Consider the following 14,426-nt stretch of genomic DNA (forward strand, 5'->3'; position numbering starts at 1 on the left):
TCAGCCCTGCTCCACCGTCATGCCGCGCCGCTGACCGGGTCTCGCCACTACTCCTTGCCCTCGCGGCTCCACGGGAAGAGATTGGCCGGGAAATCCGCGGCATAGCGCTTGCCCTTCGGCGGGGGCGGCGGTTCGTCCGGCGGATTCGGATTCGGCTCGACCACTCTCCGATAAAGGTGCCAGGTGGCATGACCGAGCACCGGGAGGACGACAGCGAGACCGACGAAGAGCGGCAGCGAGCCGATCACGAGCAGCGCCGCGACGACCAGCCCCCACCCCGCCATCGGGACCGGATTGGCCGCCACCACCCGCAGCGATGTGCGGATCGCATCGATCGCCGTCGCATGCCGATCGAGCATCAACGGAAACGATACGACGCTGACGCACAGGGCCGCGACCGCAAACAGGAAGCCGACACCGCAACCGACAATGATGAGCGACCATCCTTCCGGCGTGCTCAGCACGCGGTTTGCGAAGTCAGGAATGCTTGCAGCCGCCGCGTGACCGAAGATGGTGACATAGATCGCGTTCGCGACGCCGATCCAGACCCCGAACAGGACAAGCAGGAGCACGCCGAGCTCGAGCATGGCGCCGAAGGACGGTGCGCGCAGCACCTTGATCGCATCCCATGCATCGACCTCCTCGCCGCGCTCGCGGCGACGGCTGAGTTCGTAGAGACCGATCGCGGCAAAGGGACCGATCAAGGCAAACCCGGCGGCCAGCGGAAACAGCAGCGGCAGGACCGAATGGCCGAGGACCATCCTGAACAGGACGAGACCGAGAACCGGATAGATCACGCAGACGACGATCGCGTGACTCGGCATCGCCTGGAAATCCTCCCAGCCCAGGCGCAGCACCTCTCTCAAATCGGACAAGCCGATCTTGCGAATGGGATAAGAGACCGCCTCACCGAACAGGTGCCGCTTTACGAGCTTGTCGGAATAAAGAGTGGCCATGCACACCCTCCTCTGCTGAAAGTCGCGGCGGAGAACGGCGCGCTTTCCGGCCACGCGTATCCGCCCTTGTGCGGGAGACGCGATCGAGCCGAGTACGGCAGTTCCAGGCTCAACGAGGAAGGAGCTTAGCCGGACGAAACCCGTCGCGACCTGCGCCCCAAGCTTAGCGCGCGCGACCTGGAATGACCAGCGCTCCCGGCTGGGTGAATTGTGCGTCGCATATTTTGTGCGATGCATCACATCGAGAATGCGCCTGACGCTCGCCTGCGTGCACGGCAGCATGGATCGCCCACACCAGCTAAGCGTGTTGACATGCTATTGACGCCGGGTTCGCGGGGGATCATTTTAAAAGCCTAGACGCCCGCAAGATTGGCGGCCGCGATCTTCTCTCGAATATCGCGACCGGTTGAATGGGCGAGGCAATAGGCGCGGCGATGGCATCGATGTCATCCTAGAAGAGTCCGCCATCGCGACACGTGAGCTCCGCCCTGGATTCGTATCCGCAGCCTTCGATGGCAAGGATGGATCAGGATGGCTGTCGCACTGATACTGCTTCTGGTCGCGATCGGCTCGGTGCTGTTTCACCTCTACAGCCCGTGGTGGTGGACGCCGATCGCCACCAACTGGGCCTATATCGACCACACCATCAACATCACGTTCTGGATCACCGGGTTCGTCTTCACCGCGGTCATCGCCTTCATGGCCTATTGCGTCTTCCGCTTCCACCACAAGGAGGGAAGACGGGCGGACTACAATCCCGAAAACAAGAAGCTTGAATGGTGGCTCAGTGTCGGGACCGGCATCGGCGTCGCCGCCATGCTCGCACCCGGCCTGATCGTCTGGCACCAGTTCGTGACGGTGCCTGCCGACGCCACCGAGGTCGAGGTCATGGGCCAGCAATGGCAATGGAGCTTCCGCCTCCCCGGCAAGGATGGCCGATTGGGCACGTCCGATGTCCGCAACATCAACCCCGACAACCCGATGGGCCTCAATCGCGACGACCGGCATGGGCAAGACGACCTCGTGATCGAAAACGGCGACCTGCACCTTCAAGTCGGAAAGCCGGTCAAGGTTCTGCTGCGCTCCGTCGACGTCCTGCACGATTTCTACGTGCCCGAATTCCGAGCCAAGATGGACATGGTTCCAGGCATGGTGACCTATTTCTGGATGACACCGATCCGAACCGGAACGTTCGATGTTCTCTGCGCGGAGCTCTGCGGCGCTGCTCACTATCAGATGCGGGCCAAGGTCATCGTCGACGAAGAGCGCGAGTATCACGCCTGGCTGGAGCAACAGAAGACGTTTGCGGAATTGTCAGGTCGAAGCGACGTTACGAAGGCGGCGTACAAGCCCGGCAGCGAGTAGGACTATGCCGCTCGAAGAAGGATTTGGCATGTAAGGCGCGTTCATCGCCGCCCGAGTGGAAACGACCGAGGAGGTAGTTCTATGGTCGACATTCCGTATGACAGGATCGCAGACATTCCGCCTGCCGAAGTCCCTGATGTCGAGCTCTACCATCCCAGGAGCTGGTGGACGCGGTACGTCTTTTCGCAGGACGCCAAGGTCATCGCCATCCAGTACTCGCTGACAGCCTCGGCCATCGGTCTCGTGGCCCTGGTTCTATCCTGGCTGATGCGACTGCAACTGGGATTTCCCGGCACCTTCTCCTTTATCGATGCCAACCAGTACCTCCAGTTCATCACCATGCATGGCATGATCATGGTGATCTACCTGCTGACGGCATTGTTTCTCGGAGGCTTCGGCAACTACCTGATCCCGCTGATGGTCGGTGCACGGGACATGGTCTTCCCCTATGTGAACATGCTGAGCTACTGGGTCTACCTGCTCGCGGTCCTAGTGCTGGCCTCGGCCTTCTTCGTGCCCGGCGGCCCCACCGGCGCCGGCTGGACGCTGTACCCGCCGCAAGCAATCCTCTCCGGAACGCCCGGGCAGGATTGGGGCATCGTCCTCATGCTGTCGTCCCTGATCCTGTTCATCATCGGCTTCACCATGGGCGGGCTCAATTACGTGGTAACCGTGCTGCAGGGCCGCACCCGCGGCATGACCCTGATGCGCCTCCCCTTGACGGTGTGGGGCATTTTCACCGCCACCGTCATGGCGCTGCTGGCATTTCCCGCGCTGTTCGTTGGCTCGGTGATGTTGCTGCTCGACCGTCTGCTGGGAACCAGCTTCTTCATGCCCACGCTCGTCGAGATGGGGCAGCTGAGCAAATATGGCGGTGGCAGCCCGCTCCTGTTCCAGCATTTGTTCTGGTTCTTCGGTCACCCCGAAGTCTACATCGTTGCCCTGCCTGCCTTCGGCATCGTCTCCGACCTGATCAGCACGCATGCGCGAAAGAACATTTTCGGTTATCGCATGATGGTATGGGCCATCGTGGCGATCGGGGCTCTCAGCTTCGTCGTGTGGGCACACCACATGTATGTGAGCGGCATGTACCCATATTTCGGATACTTCTTCGCCACGACGACGCTCATCATCGCCATCCCGACCGCCATCAAGGTCTACAACTGGGTGCTGACCCTGTGGCGTGGTGACATCCATCTCACGGTGCCGATGCTGTTCGCCCTCGGCTTCATCATCACCTTTGTGAACGGCGGGCTCACCGGCCTCTTCCTCGGCAACGTGGTCGTGGACGTGCCCCTGTCGGATACCATGTTCGTCGTCGCGCATTTCCACATGGTGATGGGCGTCGCGCCAATCATGGTGGTGCTGGGAGCGATCTATCACTGGTACCCGAAGGTCACGGGGCGAATGCTGAACGACGTGCTGGGCAAGTTTCACTTCTGGGTTACGTTCCTCGGCGCTTACCTGATCTTCTTTCCCATGCATTATCTCGGGCTGCTCGGAGTTCCGCGGCGGTACTTCGAACTCGGCGACACGTCGTTCATCCCGTCGTCGGCCCATTCGCTGAACGCCTTTATCACCGTGGTCGCCTTGACAGTGGGCTTCGCCCAGATGGTGTTCCTGTTCAATCTGGCCTGGAGCCTGTTCGGGGGTAAGCCCTCGGGCGGCAATCCGTGGCGGGCGACGTCGCTGGAGTGGCAGACACCGGAGACGCCGCCAGGGCACGGCAACTGGGGCAAGGAGCTTCCGGTGGTGTATCGCTGGGCCTATGATTACAGCGTCCCGGGCGCGGCGCAGGACTTCATTCCGCAGAACGTGCCGCCCGCGAGCACGGGGGCCGTTCAGGGAGCTGCTCCGTGAGCGCCATTGTCCTGTTCCTGGTTGTCATCGCGGTCATCGTCGGATGGTGGCTCTCGCAGCAACGGCTGACAGCCAAACCCTGGCTGGAGGAAGGTCCGGTCGGTGACTTCCCCGGCACGGACACAATGACCTGGCCGGCAGCGAAGGTCGGACTTGGCGTGTTTCTCGCTGTTGCCGGCTCGTTGTTCGCACTCGTCATCAGCGCCTACTCCATGCGCATGAACATGGTGGACTGGCGGACGATGCCGGTGCCGAAGCTGCTGTGGTTCAACACGGGCGTGCTGGTCCTGAGCAGCGTCGCCATGCAATGGGCGTACATGGCCGCGCGCCGGAGCGACATGGACGGCGTCATCGTCGGCCTGATCGTCGGCGGAGCGTCGGCGATCACGTTTCTCGCCGGACAGATCCTGGCGTGGCAACAATTGCGCGTCGCCGGATACTTCGTCGCGTCCAATCCGGCCAACTCCTTCTTCTACCTGATCACCGCCGTACACGGGCTGCATTTGACCGGTGGCCTGGTGGCCCTGGGCAGGACGACAGCCAAGGTATGGCAGCAAGGCGCAAGGACAAGCGAGGTGCGCCTGAGCGTCGAACTCTGCACCATCTACTGGCATTTCCTGCTGCTGGTATGGCTGGTCCTGCTCGGTCTCTTGACGGGCTGGACCGACGATTTCGTCGACATCTGTCGCCAATTGCTGAGCTAGGAAGGACGGGACGAGATGGCCGAGACCGCGCTGAGAGATACCGGACAAGTGCCTGCCCGGCTTGAAGGCTGGCCAGGCATCGCGGCCGACTGGGCGTCGGATCAGCGTGCCTTCAAGAACGTGTCCTGGGGCAAGGCCATGATGTGGATCTTCCTCCTCAGCGACACCTTCATCTTCAGCTGCTTCCTGCTCTCCTACATGACGGCACGCATGTCGACGACCGTGCCGTGGCCGAATCCCAGCGAAGTCTTCGCCCTCAACATCGGGGGCAACCACATCCCCCTGATCCTGATCGCCATCATGACCTTCGTCCTGATCAGCAGCAGCGGGACGATGGCGATGGCCGTCAATTTCGGCTACCGCCGGGATCGCGCGAGAACCGCAATCCTGATGCTGGTCACGGCGGCATTTGGCGCAACCTTCGTCAGCATGCAGGCGTTCGAATGGACCAAGCTGATCATGGAGGGCGTCCGTCCCTGGGGCAATCCGTGGGGCGCGGCGCAGTTCGGCTCAAGCTTCTTCATGATCACGGGTTTCCACGGCACTCACGTGACGATCGGCGTGATCTTCCTGATCGCGATCGCGCGCAAGGTCTGGCGGGGAGACTTCGATGTCGAGAGGCGTGGCTTTTTCACGAGCCGCAAGGGCTATTACGAGATCGTCGAGATCACCGGGCTGTACTGGCACTTCGTCGATCTCGTGTGGGTGTTCATCTTCGCATTTTTCTATCTTTGGTGAGGTCGGAGCATGGCAAACGCGGCAATACACATGGAAGGAAATCTCCACGCTCCGGCGTCTGGCGCAGTCGCTGCGGGAGCCGTGCACGCCAAGGGTCAGCAGCACCCGATCAAGCTCTATCTCGTGGTCTGGGGATGGTTGTTCGTCCTCAGCACCTGCTCTTACCTCGTCGACTACTTTGGCCTGCATGGCTATCTGAGGTGGTCGCTGATCCTGCTGTTCATGGTGTTGAAGGCCGGCCTGATCGTCGCCGTCTTCATGCACATGGCCTGGGAGCGGCTGGCCTTGGCCTATGCGATCCTGACACCGCCGATAGCGGTGATGGTATTTGTTGCGATCATGGTGCTCGAATCCGAGTACACGCACTTCCTGCGGGTGATGTTTTTCGCAACCCCGTCGTAGCGCTCATGTGAGTTCGCGCCTCGCCCCACTGTCATGCCCCGCCACCGGGTCTCGCCTCCGGCGAGCCCGATGACAGGCTCCGGCGGGGCATCCAGTACTCCGCGGCAGGAGTCGGCTTCTGCAACGTCCGCCGCGGAGTACTGGATCATCCGCCTGCCGCCTACGCTAAAGCTTCGGCGCTCCTGGACCTCAGCCCCGGCGAAGCCTTGGCGTAGCCGGGTCGCGGATGATGACAGATAGGTGTGTGGCAAGACCGCCCGTCTCTCTCCGGTGCTACCCCTCAAACGCGTCCGCAGATCGGCCGTTGCCGCGCGACACCAACGTGTCGTCCGGCGCGGGCAGCGGCTCGCCCTTGTCGCGAAAGCGGTTGGTGATGGGATAGCGGCGGTCGCGGCCGAAATTCCTGCGCGTCACCTTCACCCCGGGCGCGGCCTGGCGGCGCTTGTATTCGGCGACGTTGAGCAGATGGTCGATGCGCGCCACCGTCTCGCGGTCGAAGCCGGCGGCGATGATCTGGTCGAGCGGCTCCTCGCGCTCGATCAGCCGCTCGAGGATGGCATCGAGCACGTCATAGGGCGGCAATGAATCCTGATCGGCCTGGTTCTCGCGCAGCTCCGCCGTCGGCGGGCGCGTGATGATGTCGGGCGGGATGACCTCGCCCGCAGGCCCGAGCGCGCCGTCGGGCTTCCAGGCATTGCGCAGCGCCGCCAGCCGAAACACCTGGGTCTTGTAGATGTCCTTGATCGGGTTGAAGCCGCCGTTCATGTCGCCGTAGAGCGTGGCGTAGCCGACCGACATTTCCGACTTGTTGCCGGTGGTCATCACCATCAGGCCGGTCTTGTTGGAGATCGCCATCAGCAGCGTGCCGCGGGTGCGGGCCTGGAGATTTTCCTCGGTGATATCAGGCGGCAGGTTCTTGAAGATGCCCGAGAGGATGGTCTCGAACCCGTTGACCGCCTCGGCGATCGGCAGAACCTCGTAGCGGATACCCAAATGTCCGGCGAGTTCGCCGGCATCGGCGATCGAGTGTGGTGCGGTGTAGCGATAGGGCAGCATCACGCCGTGCACCTGGTCGGCGCCGAGCGCATCGACCGCGATCGCCGCGCACAGCGCGGAATCGATGCCGCCGGAGATGCCGAGCAGCACGCCGGGAAAGCCGTTCTTGGCGACGTAGTCGCGCAGGCCGAGCACGCAAGCGGCGTAATCGGCGTGGTCACCCTCGGGCTGCGTCGCGATCGGACCGGTGCAGCGCCAATCCTCGCCATTCCTGGCGAAGCGCAGCGTGGTGACGCTCTCCTCGAATGCCGGCAGCTGGGCTGCGAGCGAGAGATCGCCGTTGAGCGCGAAGGAGGCGCCGTCGAACACCAGTTCGTCCTGGCCGCCGACCTGGTTGAGATAGACCAGCGGCAGACCGCTTTCCGTGACGCGCGCGACCGCCACCGACAGGCGGACGTCGTTCTTGTCGCGGGCGTAAGGAGAGCCGTTCGGCACCAGAACGATCTCGGCACCGGTCTCGGCCAGCGTCTCGACCACGTTCTCGTAGTCCTCGGACTCTTCCAGCCAGATGTCCTCGCAGATCGGCACGCCGATGCGCACGCCGCGCACGGTGACCGGACCCGCAGCAGGTCCGCGCGCGAACAGCCGCTTCTCGTCGAACACGCCATAGTTCGGCAGGTTGCATTTGAAGCGCAACGCGGCGATGCGGCCGCCGTCGAGCAGCGCGCAGGCATTGTAGAGCCTGTCGTCCTCGACCCAGGGCGTGCCGACCAGCATGGCCGGCCCGCCATCGGCCGTCTCCCGCGCGAGGCCTTCGATCGCAGCGCGGCAGGCCGCCTGGAAGGAAGGTTTCTGCACGAGGTCTTCCGGCGGATAGCCGGCGATGAACAATTCCGGAAACAGCACGAGATCGGCGCCGTCGGCCTTGGCCCGCGCGCGCGCCGCGCGCGCCTTCGCGGCGTTGCCCTCGATGTCGCCCATGGTCGGATTGAGCTGGGCCAGCGTGACGGCGAATTCGTCGAGACGTTCGGTCATGGCCGGCCCCGTGTCCGATTTCAGTGGCTAGAGCAAGAATCCAAAGCGCGGCGAGCGCTTTAGAGAAAACCCAGTCGCTCGATGACGGCCAAGATCCAGAACGCACCGGCCATCAGGAGCGCGACGCCGACCGCCGCCGAGCCCATGTCCTTGACCCGTCCGATCTGCTTGTCGTGATCCAAGGTCAGGCGGTCGGCAAGCTTCTCGATCGCGGTGTTGAGCAGCTCGACCACCAGCACGAACGCAACGGCGCAGACCAGCTCGACCGCGCGGACTGCGGTCGAGCCGATGAACCAGGCCAGCGGCAGCGACAGCAGGAGCGCAACGATCTCCTCGCGGACGGCCTGCTCCGAGCGGAACGCAAAGGCGAGCCCGTTGCGGGAATTGATCGTGGCCTTCCAGATCCGCAGCAAGGTCTTAGAGCCCCGCGACGGCCGGCATCGGCCTCGCCTTGCCGGCGCGTTCCTGCTTCAGCAGTTCAGCCACCAGGAAAGCCATGTCGATGGACTGCTCGGCGTTGAGGCGGGGATCGCAGACCGTGTGATAGCGGTCGTTGAGATCCTCGTCCGTGATCGCGCGGGCGCCGCCGAGACACTCGGTGACGTCCTGGCCGGTCATCTCCAGATGCACGCCGCCGGCATGGGTGCCTTCGGCGGCGTGGATCGCGAAGAACGACTTCACCTCGGACAGGATGCGGTCGAACGGCCGCGTCTTGTAGCCCGACGTGGAGGTGATGGTGTTGCCGTGCATGGGATCGCACGACCAGACCACCACCCTGCCCTCGCGCTTCACGGTGCGGATCAGGTTCGGCAGGTGCTCGCCGACCTTGTCGGAGCCGAAGCGGCCGATCAGCGTCAGCCGGCCCGGCTCGTTGTCGGGATTGAGCACGTCGATCAGCTTCAAGAGCTCGTCGGCCTTCAACGACGGACCGCATTTCAGCCCGATCGGGTTCTTGATGCCGCGGAAATATTCGATATGGCCGTGGTCGAGCTGGCGGGTGCGGTCGCCGATCCAGATCATGTGGCCCGAGGTCGCGTACCAGTCGCCGGTGGTGGAATCGACGCGGGTCATGGCCTGCTCGTAGCCGAGCAGCAGCGCCTCGTGGCTGGTGTAGAAATCAGTGGAGCGCAGCTCGGGATGGGCCTCGAGATCGAGGCCGCAGGCCTGCATGAAGTTCAGCGCGTCCGAGATGCGGTCGGCCAGTTCCTTGTAGCGGCGGGACTGTGGGCTATCCTTCAGGAAGCCGAGCATCCACTGATGCACGCTGCCGAGATTGGCGTAGCCGCCGGTGGCGAAGGCGCGCAGCAGGTTCAGCGTCGCCGCCGACTGCCTATAGGCCATCAGCTGGCGCTGCGGATCCGGGACGCGCGCTTCCTTGGTGAAGGCGATGTCGTTGACGATGTCGCCGCGATAGCTCGGCAGCTCGACGCCATTGATCTTTTCGGTCGGCGAGGAGCGCGGCTTGGCGAACTGGCCGGCGATGCGGCCGACCTTCACCACGGGGACTGCGCCGGCATAGGTCAGCACCACCGCCATCTGGAGCAGCACGCGGAAGAAGTCGCGGATGTTGTTGGCGCCGTGCTCGGCAAAGCTCTCGGCGCAGTCGCCGCCCTGGAGCAGGAAGGCCTCGCCGGCCGCAACCCGCGCCAGCGACTTCTTCAGATTGCGCGCCTCGCCCGCGAACACCAGCGGCGGAAAGGTCGCAAGCTGCGCCTCGACGTCGGCCAGGGCCTTGGCGTCGGGATAATCGGGCACCTGTAGCACCGGCTTGCTGCGCCAGGACTCGGGCGTCCACCGCTCAGACATCGCAATCTCTCCGTGAAGCAAAAAGCACAACCTGATCTGTGGGTTGCGAGGGCCGCCTTATACACAGGCTGGCCCCCGCCCGCCAGTTGTAAATCCATTTCGCACTGCAAACCCTTGCGGGCAAAGCCGAATTCGCATTTGCTGGAAGCCAGAGGAAACTCAGGCCAGGACAGCTTCTACCCATGGACGCGGCGCGCGACGACGTTTTCATCGACGAGATCAGCTTCCCGGCGACCGACGGGTATGCGCTGACCGGCACGCTGTTCCTGCCGCGCGGCACCAAGCGCCACGCCGTCCTGATCAATTCGGCAACCGCCGTGCCGCGAAAAATCTATCGCGGCTTTGCCTCCTATCTCGCCCATCGCGGCTGCGCGGTCCTGACCTACGACTATCGCGGCATCGGCGACTCCCGGCAGCCGGCGATGGTCGGCTACAACCAGCCGAAATCGCTGGTCGGCTTCAAGGCCTCGATGTCGGATTGGGCGGCGCTGGACGTCACCGCCGCGGTGCGCTGGATGCGCGAGCGGTACGACACCCTGCCGCTCGCCTATGTCGGCCATTCCTTCGGCGGCCAGGCGCTGGGGCTGCTGGCGAACAACACCGAGATCTCCCGCGCCATACTGCTGGCCTCGCAGGCCGCGACCTGGCGGCTGATGACATCGCCGGAAAAATATCGCGTCTACGCTTTCATGAATTTTATCGGCGTGCCGCTGGCCCACACGCTCGGCTACGCGCCGGGCTGGGCCGGCATTGGCGAGGATCTGCCCAAGGGCGTCTTCCTGCAATGGGCCGAGTGGGTGTCCAGCCCGCGCTATCTGTTCGATTCCAAGCTGCCGGCGCTGGAGAATTTTGCAAACTTCAAGGGCGAGCTGCGCGCGCTGTGCTTCTCCGACGATCCCTGGGCGACGCGACCGGCGGTCGAGCTGCTCGTGAGCGGATTCACCGCGATCAAGCCGGAGGTGCTGACGGTGAAGCCATCCGAAATCGGCGCCAAGGCGATCGGCCATTTCGGCTTCTTCCGCCCCGACCACCGCGACACGCTCTGGCGCGGCGTGGCGGAATGGATCCAGGGGGAGTAGGAGAACGACGTTCGCCACAACCTCGATGTCGTCCCGGCGAAGGCCGGGACCCATACCGCGGAATCTGTCGATTGCGTGAGGTAGAAGTACCGAACGACGAGTCTTCGCCAAACTGCTCCCTGTGGTTATGGGTCCCGGCCTTCGCCGGGACGACGCTGGGATGTGCTTGACGACTATCGCCACCAACGGGCGGCGTGAGCCGTTCGAATTAGCGGATGATCGTCGTCAGGGACGAGTAACGCTTGTTCGGCCTGGCTTCACCCGGCGCGAATTGCGCAAAGGCGTCGGCGACGCGTTTCGCCGGCGGCGTGTTGCTCGCGAAGCGAAACTCCTTCGGCCGCGGCGCGTAGAAATCGCTGCTGTAATAGGCGTCGTCGAAACGCGCCTCTCCGACGCCGAACACTGCGTCGCAGGCGCACAGGAGCGCGTAGACTCCCGCCACCGCAACGACGATCTCCCTGAGAATTGACATGCCGATGCCCCAACCTATTGCCGGGAAGCATGCACGCCGGTTCCAAAACCGAGGTTTAAGGCGGCGCGGTTCTTGTCCGCAGGGTTTGCTGCCGCTGAGCGGAATGCAGACAATTTTATCGATCTCGAAAAGAGGGCCCGCCTGACCGGATGATCAGGCGGGCCCAGGATTGGCCGATCGGGAGGTTATCAGACGGCCAGATTCATCCAGACAGCCTTGGGCTCGGTGAAATTGTCGATCGCGGCCGTGCCGTGCTCGCGGCCGAGGCCGGAGTCGCGCTCGCCGCCCCAGGGCAGGCGCACGTCGGTATAGCCATAGGTGTTCATCCAGACCGTGCCGGCGCGCGCCCGCTTGGCGAAGCGCTGGAGCTTGCCGATGTCGCGGCTCCAGACCCCGGCGGCGAGGCTGTAGGCGGTGCCGTTGGCGATCCGCAATGCGTCGGCCTCGTCCTTGAACCTGATGACGCTGACGACGGGGCCAAAGATCTCCTCCTGCGAGATCCGCATCTCGTGTTCGACACCTGCGAACACGGCGGGGCTGATGAAATAGCCGCGCGTGCCGACCTTCTCGCCGCCGGTGACCAGCGTCGCGCCCTCCTTCTGCCCGATGTCGACATAGTCGAGGATCGACTTCATCTGCTTCTCGGAGATCACGGGCCCGAGCGCCGTCTTGCGATCAAGGGGATCGCCGATCCTGAGCGATTTGGCGCGCGCGGCCAGCCGCTCGACGACCTCGTCATAGGCCTTCTCCTGCACCAGCACGCGGGAGCCGGCCGAGCAGACCTGGCCCGCATTGAAGAAGATGCCGGAGGCGGCCGCCTTCGAGGCCGCTTCGAGATCGGCATCGTCAAAGATGACGTTGGCCGACTTGCCACCGAGCTCGAGCGAGACGCGCTTGAAGTTGCTAGCCGCGCCCTTCATGATTCCGCGCCCCACACCCGGCGAGCCGGTGAAGGTCACCTTGTCGACATCGGGATGATTGACCAGCGCGTCGCCGACGACGCGGCCCGGCCCCGTGACGACGTTGAAGACGCCGGGCGGCAGGCCGGCTTCGAGCGCGAGCTCGGCGATACGCAGCGCCGACAGCGAGGTCAGCTCGGCCGGCTTCATCACGATGGTGCAGCCGCAGGCCAGCGCCGGCGCCAGCTTCCACATGCCGATCATCAGCGGGAAATTCCAGGGCACGATCGCCGCGACCACGCCGACCGGCTCGCGCACGGTGTAGGTCAGGGCATCGTCACGCACGGGCACGACGTCGCCGCTGATCTTGTCGGCCCAGCCGGCGTAATAGATCAGCGTGTCGACGGCCGCCGGGAAATCCTGGCGCAGCGTTGCCGAGATCGGCTTGCCGGCATCGATCGACTCGATCTCGGCGATCTCCTCGCCGTGCTGCTTGAGCAGCTCCGCCCAGCGCAGCAGGATCTGGCCGCGCTCGGACGCGCGCATCGTGCGCCAGGGGCCTTCGAACGCCCGGCGCGCGGCGGCGACGGCGAGCTCGACATCGGCCTCGTTGCCCTCGGCGACGGTGGCGATGACCTGACCAGTGGCGGGATTGAGGGATTTGAAGGTGCGGCCGGAGCTTGCCGGGACGCGGCGGCCGTCGATCAGCAGATGCTGCGGCCGGGACATGAACTCTGTCGCCGGCGAATGCGCAAAGTCATATGCAACTGACATCATATTTCCTCCATTTCTGGTATACCAGACTAGGCGCAGAATAGCCGAAGTAAATATGATATCGTGTGCCTATGGACACCCAAGATATGAAATCGACTTCATAAGGAATGGCCATGCTCCAGATCGAGATTGAGGCTGTTTGGCGGTTTCGCCGGGAGGGCAGCCCGCGCACGGCGGTGGTCATGCTCGGCGTCCTCAATGAAATCCGGAAGACCGGAAAGATCTCCAGCGCCGCCACCGACGCCCACCTCTCCTACCGCCACGTCTGGAATCTGATCGAGCAATGGTCGGAGTTTTTTGGCACGCCGCTGGTCGAAACCCGGCGCGGCAAGGGCACCAAGCTCACCGCCTTCGGCGAGCGGCTGGTGTGGGCCGGCGAGCGCATGCAGGCGCGGCTCGGCCCGCAGCTCGAAAACCTGGCGCAGGAGCTCGCAAGCGAGATCAAGCCGTTCCTCGAGCAGCGGCCCTCGGTGATCCGCGTCCACGCCAGCCACGGCTTTGCAGTCGCAAAACTGCGCGAATTCCTCGACCGTGAGCCCGGCATCGGCGTCGACCTGCGCTATGTCAGCAACCAGAATTCGCTGGTCTCGCTGGCACAAGGCGCCTGCGATCTCTCCGGCCTGCATCTGCCGCACGGCACGTTGCGCGCGCAAGGCATCAAGACGGCGCGCGAATGGCTCGATGCGCGCGAGGACCGCGTCATCAGCTTCGTCACGCGCGAGATGGGACTGATGGTCGCGCGCGGCAATCCGCTCGGCATCGGGTCCATCGACGATCTCACCGCACCCAGGGTGCGCTTCGTCAACCGCGACCATGATTCCGGCACGCGCCTGCTGTTCGACCAGTTGCTCGCCGCGCACGGCATCGACGAGAGCCGGATCAACGGCGCGCAGCAGATCGAATTCACGCACGCCGCGGTCGCCGCCTATGTCGCGAGCGGCATGGCGGATGCAAGCTTCGGCGTCGAGGCCGCCGCCCGGCAATTCGGCCTCGACTTCATCCGGGTCCTCACCGAGGATTATTTTTTCGTCTGCAAGCGCGCGTTCCTCGACACCGAGCCGATGCGACGCATCCTCGAGATTATGCGCAGCGCCGATTTCCGCGCGGCTGTCGCCAGCCTGCCCGGCTACGTCCCGTCGGATACTGGCGAGGTGACCGGCGTGAAGGCGTTCCTGGAGATGCACGCCGTGCGATGATATCGCATGTCATCCGGATATCGGCCCCCCTCACCTTGTTCACGACGGGCAACAGTGGCAATCTCGCAAAGCAGAGCCCACGAGACCCCATCATGTCGCGCGCGAGCGCCAAATCGCTTCCCCAGCTGAGCGTTCGTATCGACC

At 63.9% G+C, this 14,426-nt stretch carries 13 protein-coding genes; 7 read left to right on the plus strand and 6 right to left on the minus strand.

Features of this window, described 5'->3' with window-relative positions; translation table 11 throughout:
- Positions 1-47: 47 nt before the first annotated feature.
- Positions 48-956, minus strand: a complete 909-nt coding sequence (locus ACXJMY_RS30460) for a DUF2189 domain-containing protein (protein ID WP_456623041.1) — start codon at positions 954-956, stop codon at positions 48-50.
- Positions 957-1,487: 531 nt separating this feature from the next.
- On the opposite strand from ACXJMY_RS30460, the gene ACXJMY_RS30465 reads away from it, so the two are divergent.
- The 5 genes from ACXJMY_RS30465 to ACXJMY_RS30485 all read left to right on the plus strand — a co-directional run bounded on the left by ACXJMY_RS30465 (position 1,488) and on the right by ACXJMY_RS30485 (position 6,025).
- Positions 1,488-2,321 (plus strand): cytochrome c oxidase subunit II, encoded by an 834-nt coding sequence (locus ACXJMY_RS30465; protein WP_456623042.1) that lies wholly within the window; start codon positions 1,488-1,490, stop codon positions 2,319-2,321.
- Between the two features lie 81 nt (positions 2,322-2,402).
- Entirely contained in the window at positions 2,403-4,181 is a 1,779-nt protein-coding gene (locus ACXJMY_RS30470) for a cbb3-type cytochrome c oxidase subunit I (protein WP_456623043.1), read from the plus strand.
- Positions 4,178-4,885: a cytochrome c oxidase subunit 3 gene (locus ACXJMY_RS30475; RefSeq protein WP_456623044.1), complete on the plus strand. Its 708-nt coding sequence runs from the start codon at positions 4,178-4,180 to the stop codon at positions 4,883-4,885. The genes ACXJMY_RS30470 and ACXJMY_RS30475 overlap by 4 nt, the downstream gene beginning before the upstream one ends.
- A gap of 15 nt (positions 4,886-4,900) precedes the next feature.
- Positions 4,901-5,623, plus strand: coding sequence for a heme-copper oxidase subunit III family protein (locus ACXJMY_RS30480; RefSeq protein WP_456623045.1), 723 nt, complete (start codon positions 4,901-4,903; stop codon positions 5,621-5,623).
- A 9-nt stretch (positions 5,624-5,632) separates the two neighbouring features.
- Complete coding sequence (locus ACXJMY_RS30485; RefSeq protein ID WP_456623046.1) at positions 5,633-6,025, plus strand: cytochrome C oxidase subunit IV family protein; 393 nt, start codon at positions 5,633-5,635, stop codon at positions 6,023-6,025.
- A gap of 273 nt (positions 6,026-6,298) precedes the next feature.
- Here ACXJMY_RS30485 and ACXJMY_RS30490 read toward each other — a convergent pair whose 3' ends face one another.
- The 3 genes from ACXJMY_RS30490 to ACXJMY_RS30500 are packed head-to-tail and all read right to left on the minus strand — an operon-like array spanning position 6,299 to position 9,862.
- Positions 6,299-8,056, minus strand: a complete 1,758-nt coding sequence (locus tag ACXJMY_RS30490; RefSeq protein WP_456623047.1) for an NAD+ synthase — start codon at positions 8,054-8,056, stop codon at positions 6,299-6,301.
- 59 nt (positions 8,057-8,115) lie between these two features.
- The gene (locus ACXJMY_RS30495) at positions 8,116-8,469 is read right to left on the minus strand and encodes a diacylglycerol kinase (RefSeq protein ID WP_456623048.1); all 354 of its coding nucleotides are present in this window, start codon (positions 8,467-8,469) and stop codon (positions 8,116-8,118) included.
- Positions 8,470-8,473: 4 nt separating this feature from the next.
- A complete protein-coding gene (locus tag ACXJMY_RS30500; RefSeq protein WP_456623049.1) occupies positions 8,474-9,862 on the minus strand; it encodes a class II 3-deoxy-7-phosphoheptulonate synthase in 1,389 nt (462 codons plus the stop codon).
- A gap of 182 nt (positions 9,863-10,044) precedes the next feature.
- On the opposite strand from ACXJMY_RS30500, the gene ACXJMY_RS30505 reads away from it, so the two are divergent.
- The gene (locus ACXJMY_RS30505; protein WP_456623050.1) at positions 10,045-10,941 is read left to right on the plus strand and encodes an alpha/beta hydrolase family protein; all 897 of its coding nucleotides are present in this window, start codon (positions 10,045-10,047) and stop codon (positions 10,939-10,941) included.
- Between the two features lie 208 nt (positions 10,942-11,149).
- On the opposite strand, the gene ACXJMY_RS30510 is transcribed toward ACXJMY_RS30505, so the two are convergent.
- Positions 11,150-11,413 (minus strand): hypothetical protein, encoded by a 264-nt coding sequence (locus ACXJMY_RS30510; protein WP_456623051.1) that lies wholly within the window; start codon positions 11,411-11,413, stop codon positions 11,150-11,152.
- A gap of 188 nt (positions 11,414-11,601) precedes the next feature.
- Complete coding sequence (locus ACXJMY_RS30515; RefSeq protein ID WP_456623052.1) at positions 11,602-13,086, minus strand: aldehyde dehydrogenase family protein; 1,485 nt, start codon at positions 13,084-13,086, stop codon at positions 11,602-11,604.
- Between the two features lie 113 nt (positions 13,087-13,199).
- Between ACXJMY_RS30515 and ACXJMY_RS30520 the strand changes: the two genes are divergently transcribed.
- On the plus strand, positions 13,200-14,282 hold the full coding sequence (locus ACXJMY_RS30520; RefSeq protein ID WP_456623053.1) for a substrate-binding domain-containing protein: 1,083 nt from the start codon (positions 13,200-13,202) through the stop codon (positions 14,280-14,282).
- The last annotated feature ends 144 nt before the right edge of the window (positions 14,283-14,426 follow it).

The organism is Bradyrhizobium sp. P5_C12, from assembly GCF_054049735.1.